18 protein-coding genes are annotated in these 20,863 nt (G+C 54.5%); 12 read left to right on the top strand and 6 right to left on the bottom strand.

Annotated elements, in window-relative coordinates; translation table 11 throughout:
* Nucleotides 1-51 precede the first annotated feature (51 nt).
* Nucleotides 52-567 (top strand): GNAT family N-acetyltransferase, encoded by a 516-nt coding sequence (locus ACXAF0_RS09055; RefSeq protein ID WP_475345551.1) that lies wholly within the window; start codon nucleotides 52-54, stop codon nucleotides 565-567.
* Here ACXAF0_RS09055 and ACXAF0_RS09050 read toward each other — a convergent pair.
* From ACXAF0_RS09050 to ACXAF0_RS09035, 4 genes are all read right to left on the bottom strand, one after another.
* Nucleotides 564-2,231 (bottom strand): methyl-accepting chemotaxis protein, encoded by a 1,668-nt coding sequence (locus ACXAF0_RS09050; RefSeq protein ID WP_475345550.1) that lies wholly within the window; start codon nucleotides 2,229-2,231, stop codon nucleotides 564-566. The genes ACXAF0_RS09055 and ACXAF0_RS09050 overlap by 4 nt on opposite strands.
* Before the next feature lie 339 nt (nucleotides 2,232-2,570).
* Entirely contained in the window at nucleotides 2,571-3,089 is a 519-nt protein-coding gene (locus tag ACXAF0_RS09045) for a DUF934 domain-containing protein (protein WP_475345549.1), read from the bottom strand.
* Nucleotides 3,076-4,731: a nitrite/sulfite reductase gene (locus ACXAF0_RS09040; RefSeq protein WP_475345548.1), complete on the bottom strand. Its 1,656-nt coding sequence runs from the start codon at nucleotides 4,729-4,731 to the stop codon at nucleotides 3,076-3,078. Before ACXAF0_RS09040 ends, ACXAF0_RS09045 begins: the two co-directional genes overlap by 14 nt.
* An 11-nt stretch (nucleotides 4,732-4,742) precedes the next feature.
* The gene (locus tag ACXAF0_RS09035) at nucleotides 4,743-5,036 is read right to left on the bottom strand and encodes a DUF2849 domain-containing protein (protein ID WP_475345547.1); all 294 of its coding nucleotides are present in this window, start codon (nucleotides 5,034-5,036) and stop codon (nucleotides 4,743-4,745) included.
* A 216-nt stretch (nucleotides 5,037-5,252) separates the two neighbouring features.
* Between ACXAF0_RS09035 and ACXAF0_RS09030 the strand changes: the two genes are divergently transcribed.
* A complete protein-coding gene (locus ACXAF0_RS09030) occupies nucleotides 5,253-5,669 on the top strand; it encodes a DUF1489 family protein (protein WP_475345546.1) in 417 nt (138 codons plus the stop codon).
* An 8-nt stretch (nucleotides 5,670-5,677) separates the two neighbouring features.
* Here the strand turns inward: ACXAF0_RS09030 and ACXAF0_RS09025 are convergent, their stop codons facing one another.
* Nucleotides 5,678-6,619, bottom strand: a complete 942-nt coding sequence (locus tag ACXAF0_RS09025) for a transcriptional regulator GcvA (RefSeq protein WP_475345545.1) — start codon at nucleotides 6,617-6,619, stop codon at nucleotides 5,678-5,680.
* 138 nt (nucleotides 6,620-6,757) lie between these two features.
* On the opposite strand from ACXAF0_RS09025, the gene ACXAF0_RS09020 reads away from it, so the two are divergent.
* The 3 genes from ACXAF0_RS09020 (at nucleotide 6,758) to ACXAF0_RS09010 (ending at nucleotide 9,296) form a co-directional block, all read left to right on the top strand.
* Nucleotides 6,758-7,000 (top strand): DUF1127 domain-containing protein, encoded by a 243-nt coding sequence (locus tag ACXAF0_RS09020; protein WP_475345544.1) that lies wholly within the window; start codon nucleotides 6,758-6,760, stop codon nucleotides 6,998-7,000.
* 238 nt (nucleotides 7,001-7,238) lie between these two features.
* Nucleotides 7,239-8,303, top strand: coding sequence for a polyphosphate kinase 2 (gene ppk2 / locus ACXAF0_RS09015; RefSeq protein WP_475345543.1), 1,065 nt, complete (start codon nucleotides 7,239-7,241; stop codon nucleotides 8,301-8,303).
* A gap of 105 nt (nucleotides 8,304-8,408) precedes the next feature.
* The gene (locus ACXAF0_RS09010) at nucleotides 8,409-9,296 is read left to right on the top strand and encodes an NAD(P)-dependent oxidoreductase (protein ID WP_475346235.1); all 888 of its coding nucleotides are present in this window, start codon (nucleotides 8,409-8,411) and stop codon (nucleotides 9,294-9,296) included.
* An 89-nt stretch (nucleotides 9,297-9,385) separates the two neighbouring features.
* Here ACXAF0_RS09010 and ACXAF0_RS09005 read toward each other — a convergent pair whose 3' ends face one another.
* On the bottom strand, nucleotides 9,386-10,882 hold the full coding sequence (locus ACXAF0_RS09005) for a S41 family peptidase (protein WP_475345542.1): 1,497 nt from the start codon (nucleotides 10,880-10,882) through the stop codon (nucleotides 9,386-9,388).
* A 381-nt stretch (nucleotides 10,883-11,263) separates the two neighbouring features.
* On the opposite strand from ACXAF0_RS09005, the gene ACXAF0_RS09000 reads away from it, so the two are divergent.
* The 7 genes from ACXAF0_RS09000 to rsmA all read left to right on the top strand — a co-directional run bounded on the left by ACXAF0_RS09000 (nucleotide 11,264) and on the right by rsmA (nucleotide 20,856).
* Nucleotides 11,264-13,030 carry an acyl-CoA dehydrogenase gene (locus tag ACXAF0_RS09000; protein WP_475345541.1) on the top strand — a complete coding sequence of 589 codons (1,767 nt, stop codon included), beginning with the start codon at nucleotides 11,264-11,266 and terminating at the stop codon, nucleotides 13,028-13,030.
* Between the two features lie 214 nt (nucleotides 13,031-13,244).
* Entirely contained in the window at nucleotides 13,245-14,363 is a 1,119-nt protein-coding gene (gene lptF, locus ACXAF0_RS08995; protein WP_475345540.1) for an LPS export ABC transporter permease LptF, read from the top strand.
* Nucleotides 14,300-15,463, top strand: a complete 1,164-nt coding sequence (lptG, locus tag ACXAF0_RS08990; protein ID WP_475345539.1) for an LPS export ABC transporter permease LptG — start codon at nucleotides 14,300-14,302, stop codon at nucleotides 15,461-15,463. Before lptF ends, lptG begins: the two co-directional genes overlap by 64 nt.
* 3 nt (nucleotides 15,464-15,466) lie before the next feature.
* A complete protein-coding gene (locus tag ACXAF0_RS08985) occupies nucleotides 15,467-17,653 on the top strand; it encodes an LPS-assembly protein LptD (protein WP_475345538.1) in 2,187 nt (728 codons plus the stop codon).
* A gap of 6 nt (nucleotides 17,654-17,659) precedes the next feature.
* On the top strand, nucleotides 17,660-18,940 hold the full coding sequence (locus tag ACXAF0_RS08980) for a peptidylprolyl isomerase (protein ID WP_475345537.1): 1,281 nt from the start codon (nucleotides 17,660-17,662) through the stop codon (nucleotides 18,938-18,940).
* Nucleotides 18,941-18,964: 24 nt separating this feature from the next.
* Nucleotides 18,965-19,981 carry a 4-hydroxythreonine-4-phosphate dehydrogenase PdxA gene (pdxA, locus tag ACXAF0_RS08975; protein WP_475345536.1) on the top strand — a complete coding sequence of 339 codons (1,017 nt, stop codon included), beginning with the start codon at nucleotides 18,965-18,967 and terminating at the stop codon, nucleotides 19,979-19,981.
* 5 nt (nucleotides 19,982-19,986) lie between these two features.
* On the top strand, nucleotides 19,987-20,856 hold the full coding sequence (gene rsmA, locus ACXAF0_RS08970; protein ID WP_475345535.1) for a 16S rRNA (adenine(1518)-N(6)/adenine(1519)-N(6))-dimethyltransferase RsmA: 870 nt from the start codon (nucleotides 19,987-19,989) through the stop codon (nucleotides 20,854-20,856).
* The last annotated feature ends 7 nt before the right edge of the window (nucleotides 20,857-20,863 follow it).

The raw sequence follows: 20,863 nt of genomic DNA, 5'->3' as shown, positions 1-20,863 counted from the left end.
TCCTCCAAAACCGAAACACCGTTCTGAGACCAAACAAGGTAAATTAACTTAGTGAACGAGAGAATAGCTCCAAGAAAATACAGCTTCAGACGGGCAACCCCAAATGATCTGCCGATGATGGGCCGGTGGCTGCATGTGCCCGAAGTTGTCCGTTGGTGGGGCGATCCGGGCGAGCAGATTGAGCTGATTTCCGAAGATGTCGAACTGGCCGAAATGGCAACACTGATTGTGTCCTATCGCAATCGGCCCTTTGCCTTTGCCCAGCATTATGATGCCCATCAATGGCCACAGGCGCATTTCGATCCCCTGCCCCAAAACACCCGCTGTCTGGATGCCTTTATCGGTGTGCCCGACATGATGGGCTGTGGACATGGTCAGATGTTTTTAAAAATGTTGACCGCCCAATTGTTTGAGCGCGGCGCGCCGATGATCGGCATCGATCCCGATCCCGAAAACGAACGCGCCATTCGCTGCTATGAGGCCATCGGTTTTGTCGCCGGGCGGGAATATGACACCGCCAAGGGCCCGTGCCTTTTGATGACACTTTCCCCGCCCGACCAGATTTAAGCGGACCGCACCGCCGACAGGAAGGCCTCGACCTTGTGACGCAGGCTCTCAGACTCCCGTGACAACTCACCTGCCGCCGTTAGCACCTGCTCGGCCGCTGTGCCAGTCGATCCGGCCGCCTCATTGACGCTGACGATGTTGCTGGTGACTTCGGATGTGCCCGCTGATGCTTCCTGAACGTTACGGGTGATTTCAAGGGTCGCGGCCCCTTGCTCCTCAACCGCACTTGCGATGGTCGCGGAAATCTCGCTGATTTCGGCGATGGTTGTCGAAATCTCGGCAATGGCCGACACCGCACCTTCGGTCTCGTTTTGAATACCGGTGATCTGGGCGGTGATTTCATCGGTGGCCTTTGACGTTGCCGTGGCAAGGTTTTTCACCTCGGCCGCGACCACGGCAAAGCCCTTGCCCGCATCGCCGGCACGTGCCGCTTCGATGGTGGCATTAAGGGCTAAAAGGTTGGTCTGTTCTGCGATCTCGCTGATCAGGCCGACCACATCGCCGATTTTCTGGGCGGCTTCAGCAAGGCCACGGATCTGGGTGTTGGTTTTTTGCGCATCCTCGACCGCACGATTGGCAACCGTTGACGACTGACTGACTTGTTGGGTGATCTCACTGATCGAGGCACTGAGTTCTTCGGTCGCGCAGGCGACGGTTTGCACGTTGGTTGATGCCTGCTCGGCCGCGGCGGCGACGATGCCGGACTGACGACTGGTTTCCTCGGCCGTGCTGCTCATCCCGGTTGCGGTTGATTGCATCTCGGTCGCGGCAGAAGCCAGGGTTTTGAGGATCACCGCCATGTCCTGATCAAAACCGGCTGTCAGTTCGTTGATTTTTTCAGCCCGCTTTTCGCGACGCTTGACGGCCTCGGCCTCCTCGGCGGCAAGCTGTTCTGCCTTGATCATGTTTTCCTTGAACACCAACACGGCATTGGACATGTCGCCAATTTCGTCCGTGCGATCCTGTCCGGGAATCTCGACCTGCTTGTTGCCCCCGGCGAGTTCCTTCATCACCTCGGTGATCTGGCGGATCGGACGGGATATGCCTGTTCCGATGGTCCAGGCGGCAAAAACACCAAGAATAAGGGCAACACCGCCAACAATCGCTGTGACAATCACGGCCTGGGACGCGGCCTTGGTGGCCCGCGGGCCAATTTCATCCTGTTCGGCCTTGACCGCCAGTTTGAGGTTTTCAAGGTTGGCGGCCACCATCGGACCAATTTTATCGAGCGTATTGGTCACCAGCTCATCACGTGTAGCGTCTCCTGCTGGAAGGGACACGACACGGGCAAAGGTCTCGCGATAGATATTGAGGCTTTCGGCTGCTGCTTTGGTGATTTCAATCATCTCAGGCGCATCAAGCAATGGGGCGAGTTCGGCATTGAGCTTGATCGCGGTTGCCAGACGTTCATTGACGTTGTCTGCCGCCGCCCCATCACCGGTCAGCAGGTAGTGTTTCATCGAAACGCGGGCTTCGAGCAAATTGGCCTGTACCCGTCCGGCCTGATTTGATTGCAAGGCGATGTGGCGATAGCGGACAAAATCATCCCCGACACTGCTGACCGAGAATTCCGACCAAAGTGACGCCAGGACCAGCAAAACCAGCACAACGCCAAACCCGCCATACACTTTTGTAGAAATCTTGAGACGATTAAACACCGGCATGAATGAGGCACTCCCAAATTAAACTATAGCCTCATTAGTCATATTATACTTTTACAATCATGGCATGATATACGCGTGATTACGGCACTATGCTTTGGATGCTATCCACCTACTCGGTCGTGGGATGCGGGAGGTATATGATATTTACATAAGCATACCGTGGCATATAGGTGCTTAAAAAAACAGGAAACCACGTATATTATTGTTTTATATTATACTTTTTCGTTGTTTAAATAGTGACTCGGAACGTAGCACAGAAAAAGGGGCACCCGTTCGGGTGCCCCTTGATCGATTTTAAATTGCTTCTAAGACAATGGTCGTAAACGTGGTCTAAATCGCCTATGACTGCAAAGCTTCTCGGCGCCGTTCGCGCAATGATTGCGCCGTTACACGTCCATCACCGGTTGGCTGATAATAGACCGACATTTCTTTCAGCGCGGCGCGGACCTTGTCCAGTGCGACTTCCCCTTCAACCTTGAGGTCATAGGAGTCAAATCCGCAACGGTGCATGTACAGGATCTGGTCGCGCAGGACGTCACCGACCGCGCGCAGCTCACCGGTGAAACCCATGCGTTCACGCAGCACCCGGCCATAGGAATAGCCACGCCCATCGGTATAGGCCGGGAAATTGACCGTGATGATCGACAAACGATCAAGATCATCTGCCAGATCTTCAGGCGCATCGCCCGGGTTAAGCTGAACCCCAAGGCCACCATTGCGGCCCAGAAGACTATCCCGTTCTTCCTTGAAACGCGCCAGCGGCACGATCAGGTTTTCATCGCTGGCCGGAAGGTCTTCTTCGGCGTCAACCGTGATCCATTCCTGTTCGATCAGGCTGTCATTCTTAACGATCGCCATAAAGAACCTCCTTGAACGGATCCATGCCGACACGGCGATAGGTGTCGATGAAGCGTTCACCGCCGTCGCGGATATCAATATATTTGGTCACCAGGCTTTCGATGGCATCGACCACCTCGGCCTCGGAGAAACCGGCACCGGCGATCTTGCCGATCGAGGCATCCTGGCTGGCGTCACCACCCAGGGTAATCTGATAGAATTCCTTGCCGCGTTTATCGAGACCAAGAATACCGATATGACCAACATGGTGATGCCCGCAGGCATTGATGCAGCCGGAAATCTTGATCTTGAGCTCGCCAATATCATGCTGGCGATCAAGATCACTGAAGCGTTCGGAAATACGCTGTGACAGCGGGATCGAACGCGCCGTTGCCAGTGCGCAATAATCAAGGCCCGGGCAGGAAATGATGTCGGTGACATAGCCAAGGTTGGCCGTGCCAAGGTTATCGGCATCAAGGGCAGTCCACAGCGCGAACAGATCGGCCTTTTTGACGTGCGGCAGAACCAGGTTCTGTTCATGTGTCACGCGCACATCGCCAAAGCTGTATTTTTCCGAAAGATCAGCAACCAGTTCCATCTGGGTATCGGTCGCATCACCCGGAATGCCCCCAATCGGCTTCAGCGACACATTGGCAATGGCGTAGCCCGGCTGTTTGTGTTCGATGACGTTCGAACGCACCCAGTTGGCAAAGCGAGGGTTTTCGGCCTTGTGACGTTCGAAATCGGCATCATCATCCGAAATTTTTTCAAACGCCGGCGGGGCAAACTGTTCGATATAATGGGCAATTTCCGCATCATTAACGCGCAGAGACCCGTCCTTTATCTGGGCCCATTCCTCTTCGACAAGCTCGCGGATTTTATCAATGCCTTCCTCGTGGACGAGGATCTTGATACGCGCCTTGTACTTGTTATCACGACGGCCAAAGCGGTTATACACGCGCAGAATAGCTTCGAGATACGAGAACAGATCGTTCTTGCCGATGAAGTCACGAATGGTCTTGCCAACAAACGGTGTACGACCAAGGCCGCCGCCAACGATAACTTCAAAGCCGGTCTCGCCAGCATCGTTCTGATGCATGCGAAGGCCGATATCATGGACCTTGACGGCCGCGCGGTCATTGGGCGAACCGGTGACCGCGATCTTGAACTTACGCGGAAGGTAAGTGAATTCCGGGTGGAAGGTCGACCACTGACGGATCAGTTCGCAATAGGGACGCGGATCTTCGATTTCATCGGCCGCGGCACCGGCATACTGGTCGGTCGTGGTGTTGCGGATGCAGTTGCCCGATGTCTGGATGGCATGCATTTCAACCTTGGCAAGGTCAAGCAGCGCATCGGGGATTTCATCAAGCTTCGGCCAGTTATACTGGATGTTCTGGCGCGTCGTGAAATGGCCATAGCCCTTGTCATAAACCCGCGCAATCATGCCAAGCTGACGGAGCTGGTCGGCGCGCAGCGTGCCGTATGGAACGGCAACGCGCAGCATATATGCATGAAGCTGCAGATAGACACCGTTCATCAGACGCAAGGGGCGGAACTGTTCCTCGGTAATGTCGCCGGCAAGGCGGCGCTTTACCTGTTCGCGGAACTGTTCGGTGCGTTCATGAACAAGCTGGCGGTCAAAATCGTCATAACGATACATGGGCTTTCTCCTTATACCGCCTGATAGCCAAGGTCCTCGCGGACACTCGGGCCTTTGGTGCGCAGAACTTCGCGGTATTTTGTCGGGACGAGGTCACCGCCCTGCTGTTCGACATCAATCAGATACGGCCCGACGATAATGGTATCGAGCTCGGGTGCACTGGCCTCGGCCAGAAGCGCATTTGCAGCTTCCTTGCCTTCGGCAGTGCGGGCATCGCTGATGTTTTCGCTCCATCCACCATCGCTGGTCAGGAACACCACCAACCCGTCTTCCAGACGGTTTGCCGTGACAACTTGCAGGGACATTCGGTTCTCTCAGCCTGTAAATCTCTCGGGTTTGGTCCTGTCATGGACCTTTTCTGCACCAGAATTTGGCTGATCACCCCTTATTGGTCAAGTTTTTTTGTGAAATAACATATACTACACTTTAATTTGTGTTTTAATAATCCACTATTGACCGTTCCGCGTACGGGTTCTACCTCATCAGTCATTGATCCCCACCGCACAAGAAACCTTCCTGATATGCCTTTGAACATCATCAAACTGAGTGTCGGCACAGACAGCCCCGAAAGCCTCAAGGAATGGCAGACCTATTTTCAGGCCATGCACGGGCGAATTTTCCACACCACACGCATGACGCCCAAACGCAAGAAAGAGATTCTCGACGGCGGATCAATCTATTGGGTGATCAAGGGGGCTGTGCGCTGCCGCCAGCGGGTCATTGACCTCGAGGAATTCGTCAATGAAGAAGGCACGAAATACTGCCGCATCGTGCTCGATGATGAACTGATTGCCACCCGTCCCTATCCACACCGTGCGTTTCAGGGATGGCGTTACTTCACCGATGATAAATGCCCACCCGATGAAAAACAGGGCGGCGGCACCGATGCCCTGCCCGATGACATGGCCGATGAGTTGCGTGACCTCGGTCTGATCTGAGGCACGCCTTACGCCGGTGTGTTTTCCTCATCCGGGTCAATTTCACGAAGCGTCTCAGTGACTTCGTTCTTAAGCCAGTCCACAAACGCCTTCACGCGCGGCCGCCGCAGGTGCTCTTCGGGATACACCAGATAATAGGCCCCGCTTGATGCGACACTTTGCGGGAACGGGCGCACCAGATTGCCCGCCGCAAGATCAAGCGCAGCCAGGCTGGTGCGTGCCATGGCAATCCCCTGCCCCATCAGGGCGGCCTGAATGACCATGTCCCCGGAATTAAACCGCAAACCACGACTGACATCGACGCCTTCGGCACCAACACCCTTAAGCCAGAATTCCCAGTCGGCTGCGTGCGGGTGGTCGATAAAGGTGGTCGCATCATGCAACAGCTGATGGCCGGCGACGTCGGTCGGGTCCTTAGAAACCGGATGGGCGGCAAGATAGGCCGGACTGCAGACCGGGAAGGACTCGTCACGCATTAGCTTCTCGCAGACAAGCCCGGGATAGTTACCACTGCCAAAGCGCACCGCCAGATCAATGCCTTCGGTCCGCAGATCAACAAGCCGGTCATCGGCATGAATGCGCACATCAATATCCGGATAGGCATCGCGAAAATGGCCAAGGCGCGGCACCAGCCATTTCACGGCAAAACTTTGCAGGACACTGACCGTGACCACACCGGTTTCTTCAACCCGGGTCAGGCGTTCGATCTCATCCGCGATGCGTGAAAAGCCGGCTGTGGTTGCCTGGGCCAGCTGTGCGCCTTCTTCGGTCAGATGGATCTGGCGCGGCAAACGATGGAACAGCTTGAAGCCAAGATATTCTTCAAGCTGGCGAACCTGCTGACTGATCGCGCCTTGGGTCACAAACAGTTCTTCGGCCGCCTTGGTAAAGCTCAGATGGCGGGCAGCGGCATCAAAGGCACGCACGGATTGCAAGGGCGGAAGCCGCATCAATATTGCTCTGATCATATGGATTAGCATTCCTAATCCATATGATCAGAAATACTCGTTTGTTCTGCGACGAATATAGCCTCACTATGGCTTCAACAGCAAACATTGCATTAGCAATATTAACCTATGGAGAGAATGATGGCTTATTCCCTGAGCCCCGCTCCGTCTGCCGTGGAGCGCCAACCCAGAGCATCAATCAGTACGTCCGTTTTCAACCTTCTTGGTCGCCTGAATGACCTCGCCAACCGGTTTTCACGCTTTCTTGCCGTCCGTGAAGAACGCCGGATGTTGCTGAGAATGTCGGACCAGCAACTTTCGGACATCGGCATTACCCGCGCCCAGGCCGAAGAAGAATACCGGCAGTCTTTCAAACTGCGTTAACCCCGCACGGGATCTGTCGCCTCCGCCCCCACGGAATGACCCGCACGGCAGATCCACCCTTCGTGCCACCGCACACCCCGCTTATCGCCCGGTCAATGCCCCCACATTGGCCGGGCATTTTCGTGGCCGAGACCACAGACCGCCCTATCTGCGATAATTTGATCCATTGCATTGCGGCGAATTGAATAATCCCGCAAAGTTATCGCTGTATCTGGCCATAACCGATGGGACCCGGCGTATGACTGCGGAAAAGAAAGCGGCAAAAAAATCCGACAAACCTGCCAAGCATGACAAAGGCGATGCCATGCGCGATACAGTGGGCGATGCGACGCGCCGAACGGCCAAAAGCCGATCTGCAGCCAACCGGACCGAAACCCTTTCCACCCTTGATAGCGAAGCAAAGGATCGGTTCTTGCTGGACTCCGAGAACATGACCATGGACCGACTTGACGATTTCCCGTCCGGCTCAAGCAAGGCCACCAGCCAGAACCTCGCCAACATTCCCGAAGATCAGTTGCCGCCAGACATTGACCTTAATCCCAAGGCCCGGGCCAAGAAGATGCGCGGCAAGCAGTATCTGGAACTGATTGCGCCGCTTCATATTGAGCTGCTGAAACTGCAAAACTGGATCAAGGCGGAAAACCTCAAATCCCTGATCATTTTCGAAGGGCGCGATGCCGCGGGCAAAGGCGGCACCATCAAACGGTTTACCGAACACCTTAATCCGCGTGGTGCGCGCATTGTTGCCCTTGGCAAGCCGAACGACCGCGAACTGACGCAATGGTATTTCCAACGCTATGTCGAACACCTGCCAAGCGGGGGTGAAATGACCCTGTTTGACCGGTCCTGGTACAACCGAGCGATGGTTGAACGCGTGATGGGGTTCTGCAGCATGTTTGACGTCAGCGAATTCCTGCAATCCGTGCCGGAACTTGAACGCATGCTGATCCGGTCCGGCATTCACATGACGAAGTTCTATTTCTCGGTCAGCAAGAAGGAGCAGGCCCGCCGCTTCAAGCAGCGTCAGACTGACCCGTTGAAACAATGGAAACTGAGCCCGGTAGATCTGGCGTCCCAGAACCTGTGGGAGTCCTATACCGAAGCCAAACGCGACATGTTCTTCCATACGTCGACGACCGACAGCCCGTGGGTGATCGTAAAGTCCGATGACAAGAAACGTGCGCGCATCAACGCAATTCGTTTCTATCTGTCGCAATTTGATTATCCCGGAAAGCGCCCGGAAATCCTGGTTTATGACCGGCGGATAATTCACAGCGTGGCTGAAGAACTGGACGAGGATTGAGCGGACTCCTCAACCTCTGGCCTTCCAGATCGTGAAAACATTGTCCCGGTCACATTTGCGTTCATTGACATTGCCCTCACCGCAACCTTTACTGGATGCATATAAATCTTCGGGAGGCAAACAATGGCAAAATGTGCATTTATCGGTCTAGGTGTCATGGGATATCCGATGGCCGGTCACCTGCAAAAAGCAGGTCACGACGTTACCGTTTACAACCGTACCGCTGCCAAGGCGGAAAAATGGGTTTCTGAATATGGCGGATCATCTGCCCCCACCCCGGCCGAGGCGGCAAAGGGTGCAGAATTCGTATTTTCTTGTGTTGGCAATGATGATGACCTGCGCAGCGTGATGCTGGGCGATGCGGGCATGTTTGCCGGCATGGACAAGGGGGCTGTCCTGATTGACAACACCACCGCATCGGCGGATGTCGCGCGCGAACTTTACGCTGCTGCCAAGGATATGGGCATTTCATTCATCGATGCCCCGGTTTCCGGTGGTCAGGCCGGCGCCGAAAACGGTGTTTTGACTGTGATGTGTGGCGGTGATCAGGATGCGTTTGATCGTGCGGCCCCTGTCATTGATGCCTTCGCCAAGTCCTGCAAACTGATGGGTGACAGCGGTTCGGGACAACTCACCAAAATGGTCAACCAGATCTGCATTGCCGGTCTGGTGCAGGGCCTTTCCGAAGGTGTCAATTTCGGCGTGAAGGCCGGCCTTGATATGGAAAAGGTTCTGGATGTGATTTCCAAAGGGGCTGCTGGCAGCTGGCAGATGGAAAACCGCGGCAGCACCATGGTCGAAAACAAGTTCGACTTTGGCTTTGCAGTTGACTGGATGCGCAAGGATCTGGGCATCTGCCTTGAAGAATCCAAACGCAATGGGGCGCGTTTGCCGGTCACCGCACTTGTTGATCAGTTCTATGCCCAGGTGCAGGAACGTGGTGGCAATCGCTGGGACACGTCTAGCCTGATTGATCTGCTGTCTCGCGGCTAAGCCGAGGGCGATCCAAAGATCGAAACAAACAAAAAGCGCGGCCTTGGCGGGCCGCGCTTTTTTCATTCATGCCTTATCAGGCGAACCTGTTACAGACCGGCACGCAGAAGCGGCTCGACCTGATTGCGGTAATTAGCCAGCGGGCCGTTATCGAAATAGCCGACGGCACATTCAAGAACGGAATCCCGTGGCGGTTCTTCGCCCTCTGCCAGATTTTCTTCCAGGTTATCGCGGCTTGATTTGCCAAGGCGCTCGATCTCGATATCCTGTTCGCAGCTTGCCGCTTCAAGCGTTGCCAACGATTGGCGCGGGTCGCGACGGCGCGACGGCAAGGCGTGCTCAAGATCAATTTCGCGTTCGAACTCTTCGGCATCGGCCAAGGTGACTTCGATATCGGGGATTACGCCATGGCCCTGCACAATGTGGTTTTCCGGCGTGGTGTAATACCCCGTCGTGATTTTAAGCCCCCCGCCAGACGCCAGCGGCATGATGCGCTGCATGGAACCTTTGCCAAAGGAACGCTCACCAATGATGATGCCGCGCCCGTTTTCACGAAGGGCGGCCGCCATCAGTTCCGCACCCGATGCAGAACCACGATCGAGCAAGATCGCCATCGGTACTTCATCAAAGAAATCGGAACGGTCAGCTTCATAGCTGCGCAATTTCCGCTCACCACGGCCTTCGGTGGCAACAATCAAACCGTCTTTCAGGAACTGGTCCGCAATGTCGGCGGCGCTATCGAGCAAACCGCCCGGATTGCGCCGCAAATCAACGATCACGCCACGCGGCGACGCGATCCGGTCTTCGAGCTCACGCAAGTATTCCTGCGTCTGATCAAGGGTGGTGGCATCGAAGCGTGACACACGGATATAGCCGATATCCTGATCAATGATGCTTGCCGTCACCGATGGGACTTCGATCCGCGCACGCTTTACCGTGACATCAAAGCTGTCTTCGACACGTTTGATGGTGAGTGTCACCGGATCGCCAACGCGCCCGCGCATGCGTCGGACCGCCTCGGAAATCGGTTCGCCGACCATCTGATAGCCATCAATATGGGTGATGCGGTCATCGGGCTTCAAACCAGCCCGTGCGGCCGGGGTATCGTCAATCGGGGAGACGATCCGGATGCGCTGCTCATCATCAAGCGCAATAACGATACCGACACCGGCAAAGCTGCCCTCTGTGCTTTCCTGCAAACGGCGGAACATATCGTCCGTCATATAGGCGCTGTGGGGATCAAGATCGTGCAGGCTGTCATCAAGCACCGCACCGACAACCCCGATCGGCGATGTGTCATCGGTTTCGAGATCACCCAGCATGGCAATGCTGTTATCGATAAACGCCATGCGATCAATTTTCTCGACATAGGTTTCCGACAGCACTTCCAGCGCTTCGACATACAGCTTGTCGGCATGGGCAAACTGCTCCTCGCTCGCACCCGCGGTTACACTAGTGCGGTAGGCATCGAGAAATCTGCGTTCTTCATTGCTTGGCCATGCCGGTCCGGCACAGGCCACCAGTCTTGTCCCGGCGAACGAAATCAGCACCGCGAACAAAATTGGCAATATTCCTTTACGCAGCAACAGCTTGCTCCTGTCCTTCGACTTTTTCGACCGAATGCATATCGGGCATCACTCGACCTTCAATTGCGGCAAGTCTAGCCTGCCTTTTTTCGATTGGCGACCCCTTGGCATGCAATCAGCACGATATCACGCAACTTTTACCTGTCGGGGCGTTCAAGTGTACGCCTTGGCAACATATCGGTAGGCTTGTGTCATTTCGCCAGTGTTGGGGCCAAAATGCGGGGCTTCAACCAATGTTCAATGCGTCCTTTTGGATATCCATGCGAAACGGACTCGATCTTGGTTCGCTGTATCGGTATGCTACGCGACAACAAAACAAGGTCGGCACAAAGCTGACTGTTCCGAGCGGGCGGCTCACATTTCAGGGAGACGTCTTTTTTCATGAGCGACTTTACGCCCCCCATTTCAGATATCCGTTTTCTGATCCATGACGTGATCGGTCTGGATACTGTTTCCACGCTACCGCCTTACACCGAAACCAGCCCCGATCTGGTAGACGCCATCCTTGAAGAAGCCGGCAAATTTGCAGGCTCCGTCATCGCCCCACTTAACCGGATCGGCGATCAGGAAGGTGCAAAACTTCAGGCAGACGGCACGGTACGGACGCCAACCGGCTGGCGCGATGCCTATGCGCAGTTCTGCGAAGGTGGTTGGCAAGGTATTTCCGCCCCTGAAAGCGAAGGGGGCATGGGGCTTCCGATGTTACTGGGGGCTGCGGTTGCCGAAATGTGGCAGGCGGCCAACATGGCCTTTGCGCTTTGCCCGATGCTGACATCCGGTGCGATCGAGGCGCTGATTGCCCATGGATCGGATCAGCAGCGGGAATTGTATCTGTCGCGCATGATCTCAGGCGAATGGACCGGCACCATGAACCTGACCGAACCGCAGGCGGGATCCGATCTATCAAAGGTTCGCAGCACAGCGGTTCCACAGGATGATGGCAGCTATAAAATTTCCGGCCAGAAGATCTTCATTACCTATGGCGATCACGAGATGACGGAAAATATAGTGCATCTTGTGCTGGCCCGCACACCGGATGCGCCGGCAGGTGTTAAAGGCATATCGCTCTTTATCGTTCCGAAGTATCTGGTCTCTGATAGCGGTGAAATCGGTGCCCGCAATGACGTGACCTGTGTGTCGCTTGAACACAAACTTGGCATTCATGCCAGCCCGACAGCGGTTCTGCAGTTTGGCGACAAGGGCGGCGCGACCGGCTATCTGGTTGGTGAAGAAGGCAAAGGCTTGGCATACATGTTCACAATGATGAACAATGCCCGCCTTGCGGTCGGCCAACAGGGTGTTGCCATTTCCGAGCGCGCCTATCAGCAGGCCCTTGAGTATGCCAATACCCGCAAACAGGGCCGGGATAGCAGAACTGGCGAAGAAGCGCCGATTGCAGTTCATGGCGATGTGCAACGCATGTTGATGCGCATGCGATCCTCAACCGATGCAGCACGTGCGCTTTCGCTTTACGCCGCCACCCAACTTGACCTCGCCCATCACCTGCCTGGCGCGGGGGAACGCTTCTCAGCACAGGCGCGCGCGGACCTCCTGATCCCGCTGGTCAAGGGCTGGTCGACCGATCTGGGCGTTGATAACGCATCGCTTGGCGTACAAGTTCACGGCGGTATGGGCTTTATTGAGGAAACCGGTGCTGCCCAACACCTTCGTGATGCGCGTATCGCTCCGATCTATGAGGGCACCAATGGCATTCAGGCGCTTGATTTCATCGGGCGTAAGGTGCTGCGCGATCAAGCCGATGCCCTTAACGCTTTGCTCGCCGAGATCAAGGAAACCATCCGCGAGCTTAAAACGGGCCATGAAACGACCGACCTTACGAAGGCAAGCGGTGAACTGGATCACGCAATTGCCGATCTTGAAAAATCGACAACTATCGTGCTTGAACGCTGTGCGGCGGATGCGGACATGGCGCAGGTATTGGCCACGCCATATTTGCGCCAAGCTGCCTTGTGTCTTTCCGGATGGTTGATGCTGCGCGCGCTCAATGCTGCGAACAGTGCCGAAACGCCAGAAGACTTCCGTAAATCCAAAACAAAAAGCTGCATGTTTTTCTTTAAACAACTCCTGCCAGAAGCGGCTTTCATGGCCGCCCAAGTGCGAAATTGTACGGACCCGAAATTGTATTAACGACAGTCACATTTTCGCCGTGCTTGTTGATCAGAACCAAGCCGCACCATCGCTGCCAAAACGGAACGATGGTGCGACTTTCTGATTGCTCCAATTCAACCAAGCCGATCATTCCCGCGCAAGCAGGTCAACATTCGGAAATCCCGCAAGATTTGAACGGGTTTGACGATAATTTCCTGTTTCGGTTTTCGATTGCTTCTCTATAATCCGCCCAATGAATCGCTTAACCCGATATATGCTCAAACAGCAGCTGATCATGATGGTCTTTGTCACACTGGGTCTTCTGTGTGTCATCTGGCTGTCGCAAAGCTTGCGCTTTGTCGAGATGATCGTGAACCGCGGCTTGTCGGTTACTGTGTTTCTGCAGTTGACATCCTTACTGTTGCCCAGCTTTCTGACGATCATTATTCCGATCGCACTGTTTTTCGTTATTGTCTTTACCTATAACAAACTGATCCAGGACCGCGAGCTGATCATTATGCGCGCGGCGGGTTTAAGCCAGTGGTCGTTGGCCAAACCTGCATTGATCGTTGCACTGCTTTCGACAGCTGTCTGTTATTTCCTGACCCTTTTTTACCTGCCCTACAGCTACACACAGTTCAAGGAACTGCAGTTCTCGATCCGCAACGATTTTTCGTCGGTTCTGTTACAGGAAGGCAGCTTCACCGACCTCGACGGCTTAACCGTCTATGTCCGCGAAGTAGGCCGGGACAATGAGCTGCTTGGCATTCTGGTCCATGATGCCCGCGATCCGGATGCACAAACCACCATGATGGCCAAACACGGTGCCTTGGTCCGCACCAACGAAGGGCCGCGCATCGTCCTGCTGGATGGCAACCGCCAAGAAGTAAACGCCGACGACGGCACCATGTCGATCCTGTATTTTGATCGATATGCGGTTGATATCGCGCATGGATCGACCGAGGAGGGTTTGCGTTATCAAGACGCAAGAGAACGAAGTGTGCAAAACCTTTTGACAGGAACACCGCCAGACATCCAAGAGCGCGACATCTACGCTTTCAGAGCGGAAGGCCATGACCGAATACTTTCGCCTCTCAACGCCATTGCCTTTGCGAGCGTTGCATTGGCTGTGCTGGTCTCAAGCAGTTTCTCTAGACGCGGTCAGACCGGCAGGCTTTTGATCGCCATTGGGGTCATGGTTTTGTGTCAGGCAACCGGTATCGCCATGAAAAACCTGGCAGCCAAAAATCCCGCTCTTGTTCCGCTGATGTATATGAACGCGATCATTCCGATTGCCTTCGGACTCTATTGGACATTCCGCGGACCGGTAGTCAAGGCTCGGCGCGCAGTGAACCAAGAGGCAGAAGCATGAGAATTTCGCCGCTTCTGACATGGTATTTTGGTAAGCATGTCCTGATTTCCGTTTTGTCTATTTTGATACTACTGATTGGTCTGATCCTAATCGGGGACACGATTGAGCTACTGCGTCGTGCGGGCAACAAACCAGATGCAACGGTTGGTATTGTCTTGCAAATGGCGACCAGTCGTATTCCGTTCATGACGGAGAAAGTCCTGCCCTTTGCTGTTCTGTTCGGTTCAATGTTTTCTTTCTGGAAATTAACCGGGAATCAGGAACTGGTTGTGACGCGTGCGGCTGGTGTTTCTGCATGGCAATTCATGCTGCCACCAATCCTGTCCGCGCTTCTTCTTGGCAGCATTCAGGTTGGTGCACTCAATCCATTGTCCTCGATCCTGCTGCAAAAATACGAAACGCTTGAAGCGCGCTATCTGCAAAACAACGCCAGTGTCATGAACCTGTCTTCAAGCGGGCTATGGTTGCGTCAGGGAACGCAGGATGGGCAAGCCGTTATCTTTGCACGTTCGGTCAGCAGCCAGCAAGGCGACCAGCTCGATCTGCGAAACGTCACAATTTTCAGATTTGAAGACGCTGATGATTTCACGACCCGGATTGATGCCGGGCGTGCGGTTCTCGAACCGGGGACTTGGCATTTCTACGAAGCGTGGACCTTTGTCCCCGGACAGGCCAGCACTTTCTCCGAAGAGATGATGTTGCCGACAAACCTGACCGCGCGAAAAATTCAGGACAGTTTCGCCTCGCCTGAAACCATGTCTTTCTGGGACCTTAAACCCTTTATCACTTTGCTTGAACGCGCTGGGTTTAACGCCACTCGTCATCAGATTCATTTTCACAGTCTGTTGTCGAGGCCTTTACTATTATGTGCCATGGTTTTGATTGCAGCGGCATTTTGCCTTAAGTTTTCGCGACGTCGTCGGGCCTCGCTTGTTATCGGAGGCGGTGTTGCGACCGGTTTCATACTGTATTTTTGCACAGACGTGATTTCGGCACTCGGCGTTTCAGGCGGTATTCCTCCGGTTTTGTCGGCTTGGGCGCCTGCGGGGATATCTTTGTTGCTGGGGGTTACCACATTGCTACATCTTGAGGACGGCTAGCCTATGGTCATGGCGGGGGGAATGATAAAAAGACTGGCAACAGGCACTATTCTGGGCTGTGGGATTTTTGCTGGGGGCAGCTTTGCAACCTTGCATCCTGCCACGGCACAAACCACTGTCCCCGAAGCTCCCCAGCAGGAACCAGCCATTCTGTTTAGTGCGGATGAGGTTGACTACAATCAGGACCTTCAAACCGTCACTGCACGTGGCAATGTCGAGATATCGCGTGAAGGCCGGATTTTGCTGGCCGATACAGTGAGCTACGACCAGTCACAGGATGTTCTGACAGCATCAGGTAATGTCAGCATTACCGAACCAAGTGGCGAAGTAACGTTTGCGAGTTATGTCGAACTCAGCGGCGACTTCAAGGATGGCATCGTCAGAGATATTTATGTCCTGCTTGATGAGAATACCCGGATTGCTGGCTCTGGCGCCAGGCGAAGTGGTGGCAATTTCACGGAGATCGCCAAGGCTGTCTACTCCCCTTGCAAGGTTTGCGAAGATGATGGTTCCGGCGCAACCCCATTGTGGCGTATTCGTGCCGCACGCGTCCTACATGACGCAGAAAGCAAAACGGTGGAATATGAAGATGCCCGGCTGGAAGTTGCCGGAATCCCTGTTTTGTACTCACCCTATTTCCAGCACCCGGACCCAACCGTAAAACGTCAATCCGGTCTGCTTGCCCCGTCTTTCGGCAGCACCAGTCATGTCGGCACCTATTTCAGCCAGCCATATTACTGGGCGATTGACAAAAGCAAGGACATTACCTTCACCCCGACTTACACAACGGATGAAGGCCCGCTGCTTGCAACCGAATACCGTCAGCGTTTTGACAGCGGCGAAATGGAAGTTGTTGGCAGTGTGACCAATGATAGCGAAGACAACTGGCAAGGTCATATAGATGCTGAAGGTCGTTTTGACATTGATCCGACTTGGCGCTGGGGTTTTGACGCGGAACAGGCCACTGAAAAAACCTACTTGTCACGCTACGGATTTGCATCACCATCTGAATTGACATCGAATCTTTTTACAGAGGGTTTCCGAGGCGCAAGCTACACTCGGGCAGATGCTTACTACTTCCAGGGACTAAAAGAAGATGATGATCGGGACACCACCCCGGTCGTACTTCCGCACATACAGTTCCATGGACAGTCGGCACCTGCGCAATATGGTAGCATCACAACGCTTGATCTTGATGCACTATCCTTAACCCGTGAAGAGGGTGCGGACTCACATCGTTTTTCAGCAAAGGCTGGTTGGGAACTCCCGCATGTTGGATCAATGGGCGATGTGACAAAATTGAGCCTTTCGGTCCGCAGCGACAATTACCTTGTCTCCGATGTAAGTCGCGAAGGAAGGGACGAGTACAGTGGATATGCAGGTCGTATCCTGCCTCTCGCAGCACTTGATTGGCAGATGCCTTTTGTGAGCAACCAAGGTAATTATCATCAGGTCATCACGCCAATTGCCATGGCCGCCTGGTCTCCCAATGAGGGCAACCCTACGGAAATATCAAACGAAGACTCTCAGTCCTTTGAATTTGATGACATCAATCTCTTCGCACACGACCGCTTTGGTGGGCTCGATCGGGCAGAAGATGGTTTCAGGGCGAGCTATGGACTTGAGTGGGGCGTTTACGGCCCCGATGGCGGCTATACCAGTGCCATGTTCGGCCAAAGCTATCGCGCAAACGAGAATGATACATTTGCCGTTGGCTCCGGCCTTGAAGAACACCTTTCTGATTATGTTGGACGCGTAACTGTATCACCAAACAAGTACCTTGATCTGACGTATCGTTATCGACTGGACAATGATAATTTTTCCGCACGCCGCAATCAGGTCAACTTGTCCGCCGGTTCCATGGATACCTTAAGAATCAACACATCTTATGTTCACTTCACTGATGACGCCGGCAGTGAAGAGTTCGACGAGCGCGAAGAGTTCTACTTCCAGGCACAACGTCAATTCAGCCAATACTGGTCTGGCCGCGCCTATGGACGCTATGACGTCGATCAGTCTGATCCCTTGGAATATGGTATCGGTTTCGTTTATGAAGACGAGTGCTTCATCTTTGATGGCCGAGTCCGCCGAACCTTCTATCAGGATCAGGACCTTGGTGAGTCTGACGAATTCCTTTTCCGTCTAGTGTTCAAGACACTCGGCGAGTTTGCATCTGCAGCCGGATTGTAAGTAAAAATGATTTCCAAGCTTTCGATTTCCACATATTTGAAAATCTGCACCGTGATGGCTGCTTTTGCAGTGCTAATGCCGTCTTCACCGGCCCGAGCGCAGTCGCCTGTTGGCGTTGCGGCAGTGGTCAACGATGATCCGATTTCGGTGATTGATCTGGTGGAGCGTATCAAGCTGGTGGCCGTGTCCTCGAATATCGAGATGACGCCCCAACGCAGCAACGAGATGGCGCCGCAGATTTTGCAGCAGCTGATCAATGAAAAGCTGCAGTTGCAGGAAGCCGAGCGCCGTGGCATCGAAGTGACGGATGAGGACATTGCACGCGGCAAGTCCATGATTGAGCAGAATGCCGGCCTTCCGGATGGTGCGCTTGAACCTTACCTCGCTCAGCGACAAGTCGCGCCGGGCACGATTGAAAACCAGATTCGCCCGCAGGTGGCCTGGCAAAAAGTCCTGGGCAGCATGCGGAGTGAGGTTCAGATTTCCGAGGCCGAGATCGATGAAAACCTTGAACGCATCATCAGCAATCAGAACAAGCCGCGCAACCGGGTTCAGGAAATCTTCCTGCCCGTCGACAATCCCCAGGACAGCACGCGCGTCTATCAAACTGCGCAGGAAATCCTCGATGCTGTAAATCAGGGTGCTGATTTTAGCGGTCTGGCGCGCCAGTTTTCGGCAAGTGCCAGTGCTGCAAATGGTGGTGACCTTGGTTGGCTTTATGCCGGCGAGATGGCCGGTGAATTGCAACAGGCGGTCAACCAGCTTCAGCCCGGTGACGTAAGCGCCCCGATCCAGACCATCCGTGGATATTACATCCTGAAACTGCTCGATCGTCGTGTGGGTGACACCAATGCGGTAACCGATACACGTCTTGATCTTTATCAGCTGTTTGTCCCGATCAGCGGCGACATGCCGCAGGATCAGATTGATGCCAAAGTCGCGGTTTTGCAAAACACCCGCGAAACCGCCGATAGCTGTCAGGCCATGGCAAATGTCGCCGTTGACCTTGGTTCTGAGCTAAGCGGCAAGATGGAAGGCATTTCGCCGGAAGAATTGTCAGGCCCGATCCGCCAAGCTGTCGGAAACCTTGATGAAAACACGCCATCGAACATCATTCGCGTTGATGGGGGTGCCCTGATGGTGATGATCTGTAACATCACCGAAGAGAGCAACCTGCCCACCCGTCAGGACATTGAAAACCGTCTGCGGATGGAACGTCTTGATATCCTGGCGCGTCGTAAACTGCGTGAACTGCGCCGTCAGGCCTTTATCGATATCCGGATGTAATCCGGTCGACAGGACCCAGAGAGGATGACGAAACCCGCACCCATCGCACTGACCATCGGCGAACCCGGCGGCATTGGGCCGGAGCTTGCGGTGAAGGCATGGCTGCGGCGCGCAGAGGACGGGATCGCACCATTCTGCCTGATCTCACCTGTCAGCATTGTCAAACAGGCGATCGCGCAAAGCGGGACTGATGTCCCGTTGGAGGTCGTCAAAACGATTGACGCAGCAACATCAATCTTTGATCGCGCCCTGCCGGTCTTGGAGATCGCGGATGTCACTGTTGATGCAATTTCCGGTGTAGCGTCTGCAAAAACGGCAAGTGTCGTGATTGAAAGCATCACAAGGGCTGTCGAACTGGCTACCAATGGCGATGCCAGTGCTGTTGTCACCAATCCGATCCAGAAAAGCGCGTTGTATGAGGCCGGGTTCAGCCATCCCGGTCATACAGAATTTCTGGCTGAGCTTGCCGGTCCGGGCACAATCCCGGTCATGATGCTGGCAAACAGCCAGTTGCGTGTGGTACCGCTGACCATCCACATCGCGCTCAAGGATGTACCGACACAGCTGACAACCGCACTGATTGTCGAGCGTTGCCGGATCACACATCACTCACTTCAAAATGCCTTCGGGATTGCGGCACCACGCCTTGCTGTCGCCGGGTTGAACCCGCATGCGGGCGAAGACGGTGCGATGGGGACCGAGGAACAAACCATTATGGTCCCAGCCATCGAGCAGCTTCGCAGCGAAGGTATTGATGTTATCGGGCCGCTTCCGGCTGACACCATGTTCCATGAAGAAGCACGCGCCAATTATGACGTCGCCCTGTGCCCCTATCACGATCAGGCGCTGATTCCGGTCAAGACGCTTGATTTTCATGGTGGTGTGAATGTCACGTTGGGATTGCCATTTATAAGAACATCGCCCGATCACGGCACCGCACTGAATATCGCGGGCAAAGGGATTGCACGTGCCGATAGCCTGATCGCGGCCCTTAGGATGGCTGCAGAAATGGCAACCAAACGCCTTGCGACAGGAGCCTGATCAACGTGTCAGAACAAAGCGAACCAACCGGCAAACTTGCCAATGACGGCCTTCCGCCGCTGCGCGAGGTCATCGCAACCCATGACCTGTCGGCACAAAAGAAATTCGGTCAGAACTTTCTGTTTGATCTGAACCTGACCGGGCGCATCGCACGTGCGGCCGCCCCGTTGGAAGACGCCACCGTTATTGAAATTGGGCCGGGTCCAGGTGGGCTGACGCGTGCCTTGCTGTTTCACGGTGCGAAGAACCTGACGGTGATTGAGCGTGACCCGCGCTGCCAACCGGTTCTGGAACAGATCAGCAATCACTATCCGGGTGCGCTACACGTCATCGATGGCGATGCGCTGGATGTTGATGTCACGACATTGGGCCCCGCCCCGCGCAAGATTGTCGCCAACCTGCCTTACAATGTCGGTACGCAGTTGTTGCTGGGTTGGTTGATGCAGATTGATCAATTCGCCAGCCTGACCCTGATGTTCCAGAAGGAAGTTGCCGAGCGGGTCGTGGCCCGCCCGAAAACAAAGGCCTATGGGCGTTTGTCGGTGCTGTGTCAGTATCTGTGTGACTGTGACATCCTGTTTGATGTTCACCGCAGTGCCTTTACCCCACCCCCCAAGGTAACCTCGGCGGTCGTGCAGCTCCGTCCCAAGGCGGACCGGGGAACAGATATCAATCTTGATAGCCTGGCGAAAATCACCCAGGCCGCATTTGGCCAGCGCCGCAAAATGCTGCGCGCCAGCCTGAAAACGTTAAACGTCAATGTCGGTGAGTTGCTTGCAAAGGCCAGCATTACGGAGACAGCCCGGGCCGAGGAACTGACAGTCGCAGACTTCGTTCGCCTGACACAGGTTCATGATGAAATGGCCGCTTCGTAAAGCGGCC

It is taken from the genome of Thalassospira sp. ABD4_177 (assembly GCF_056160125.1).
Note: the sequence above shows the minus strand (reverse complement) of the source record. Positions and strands in the feature narration are given on the sequence as shown.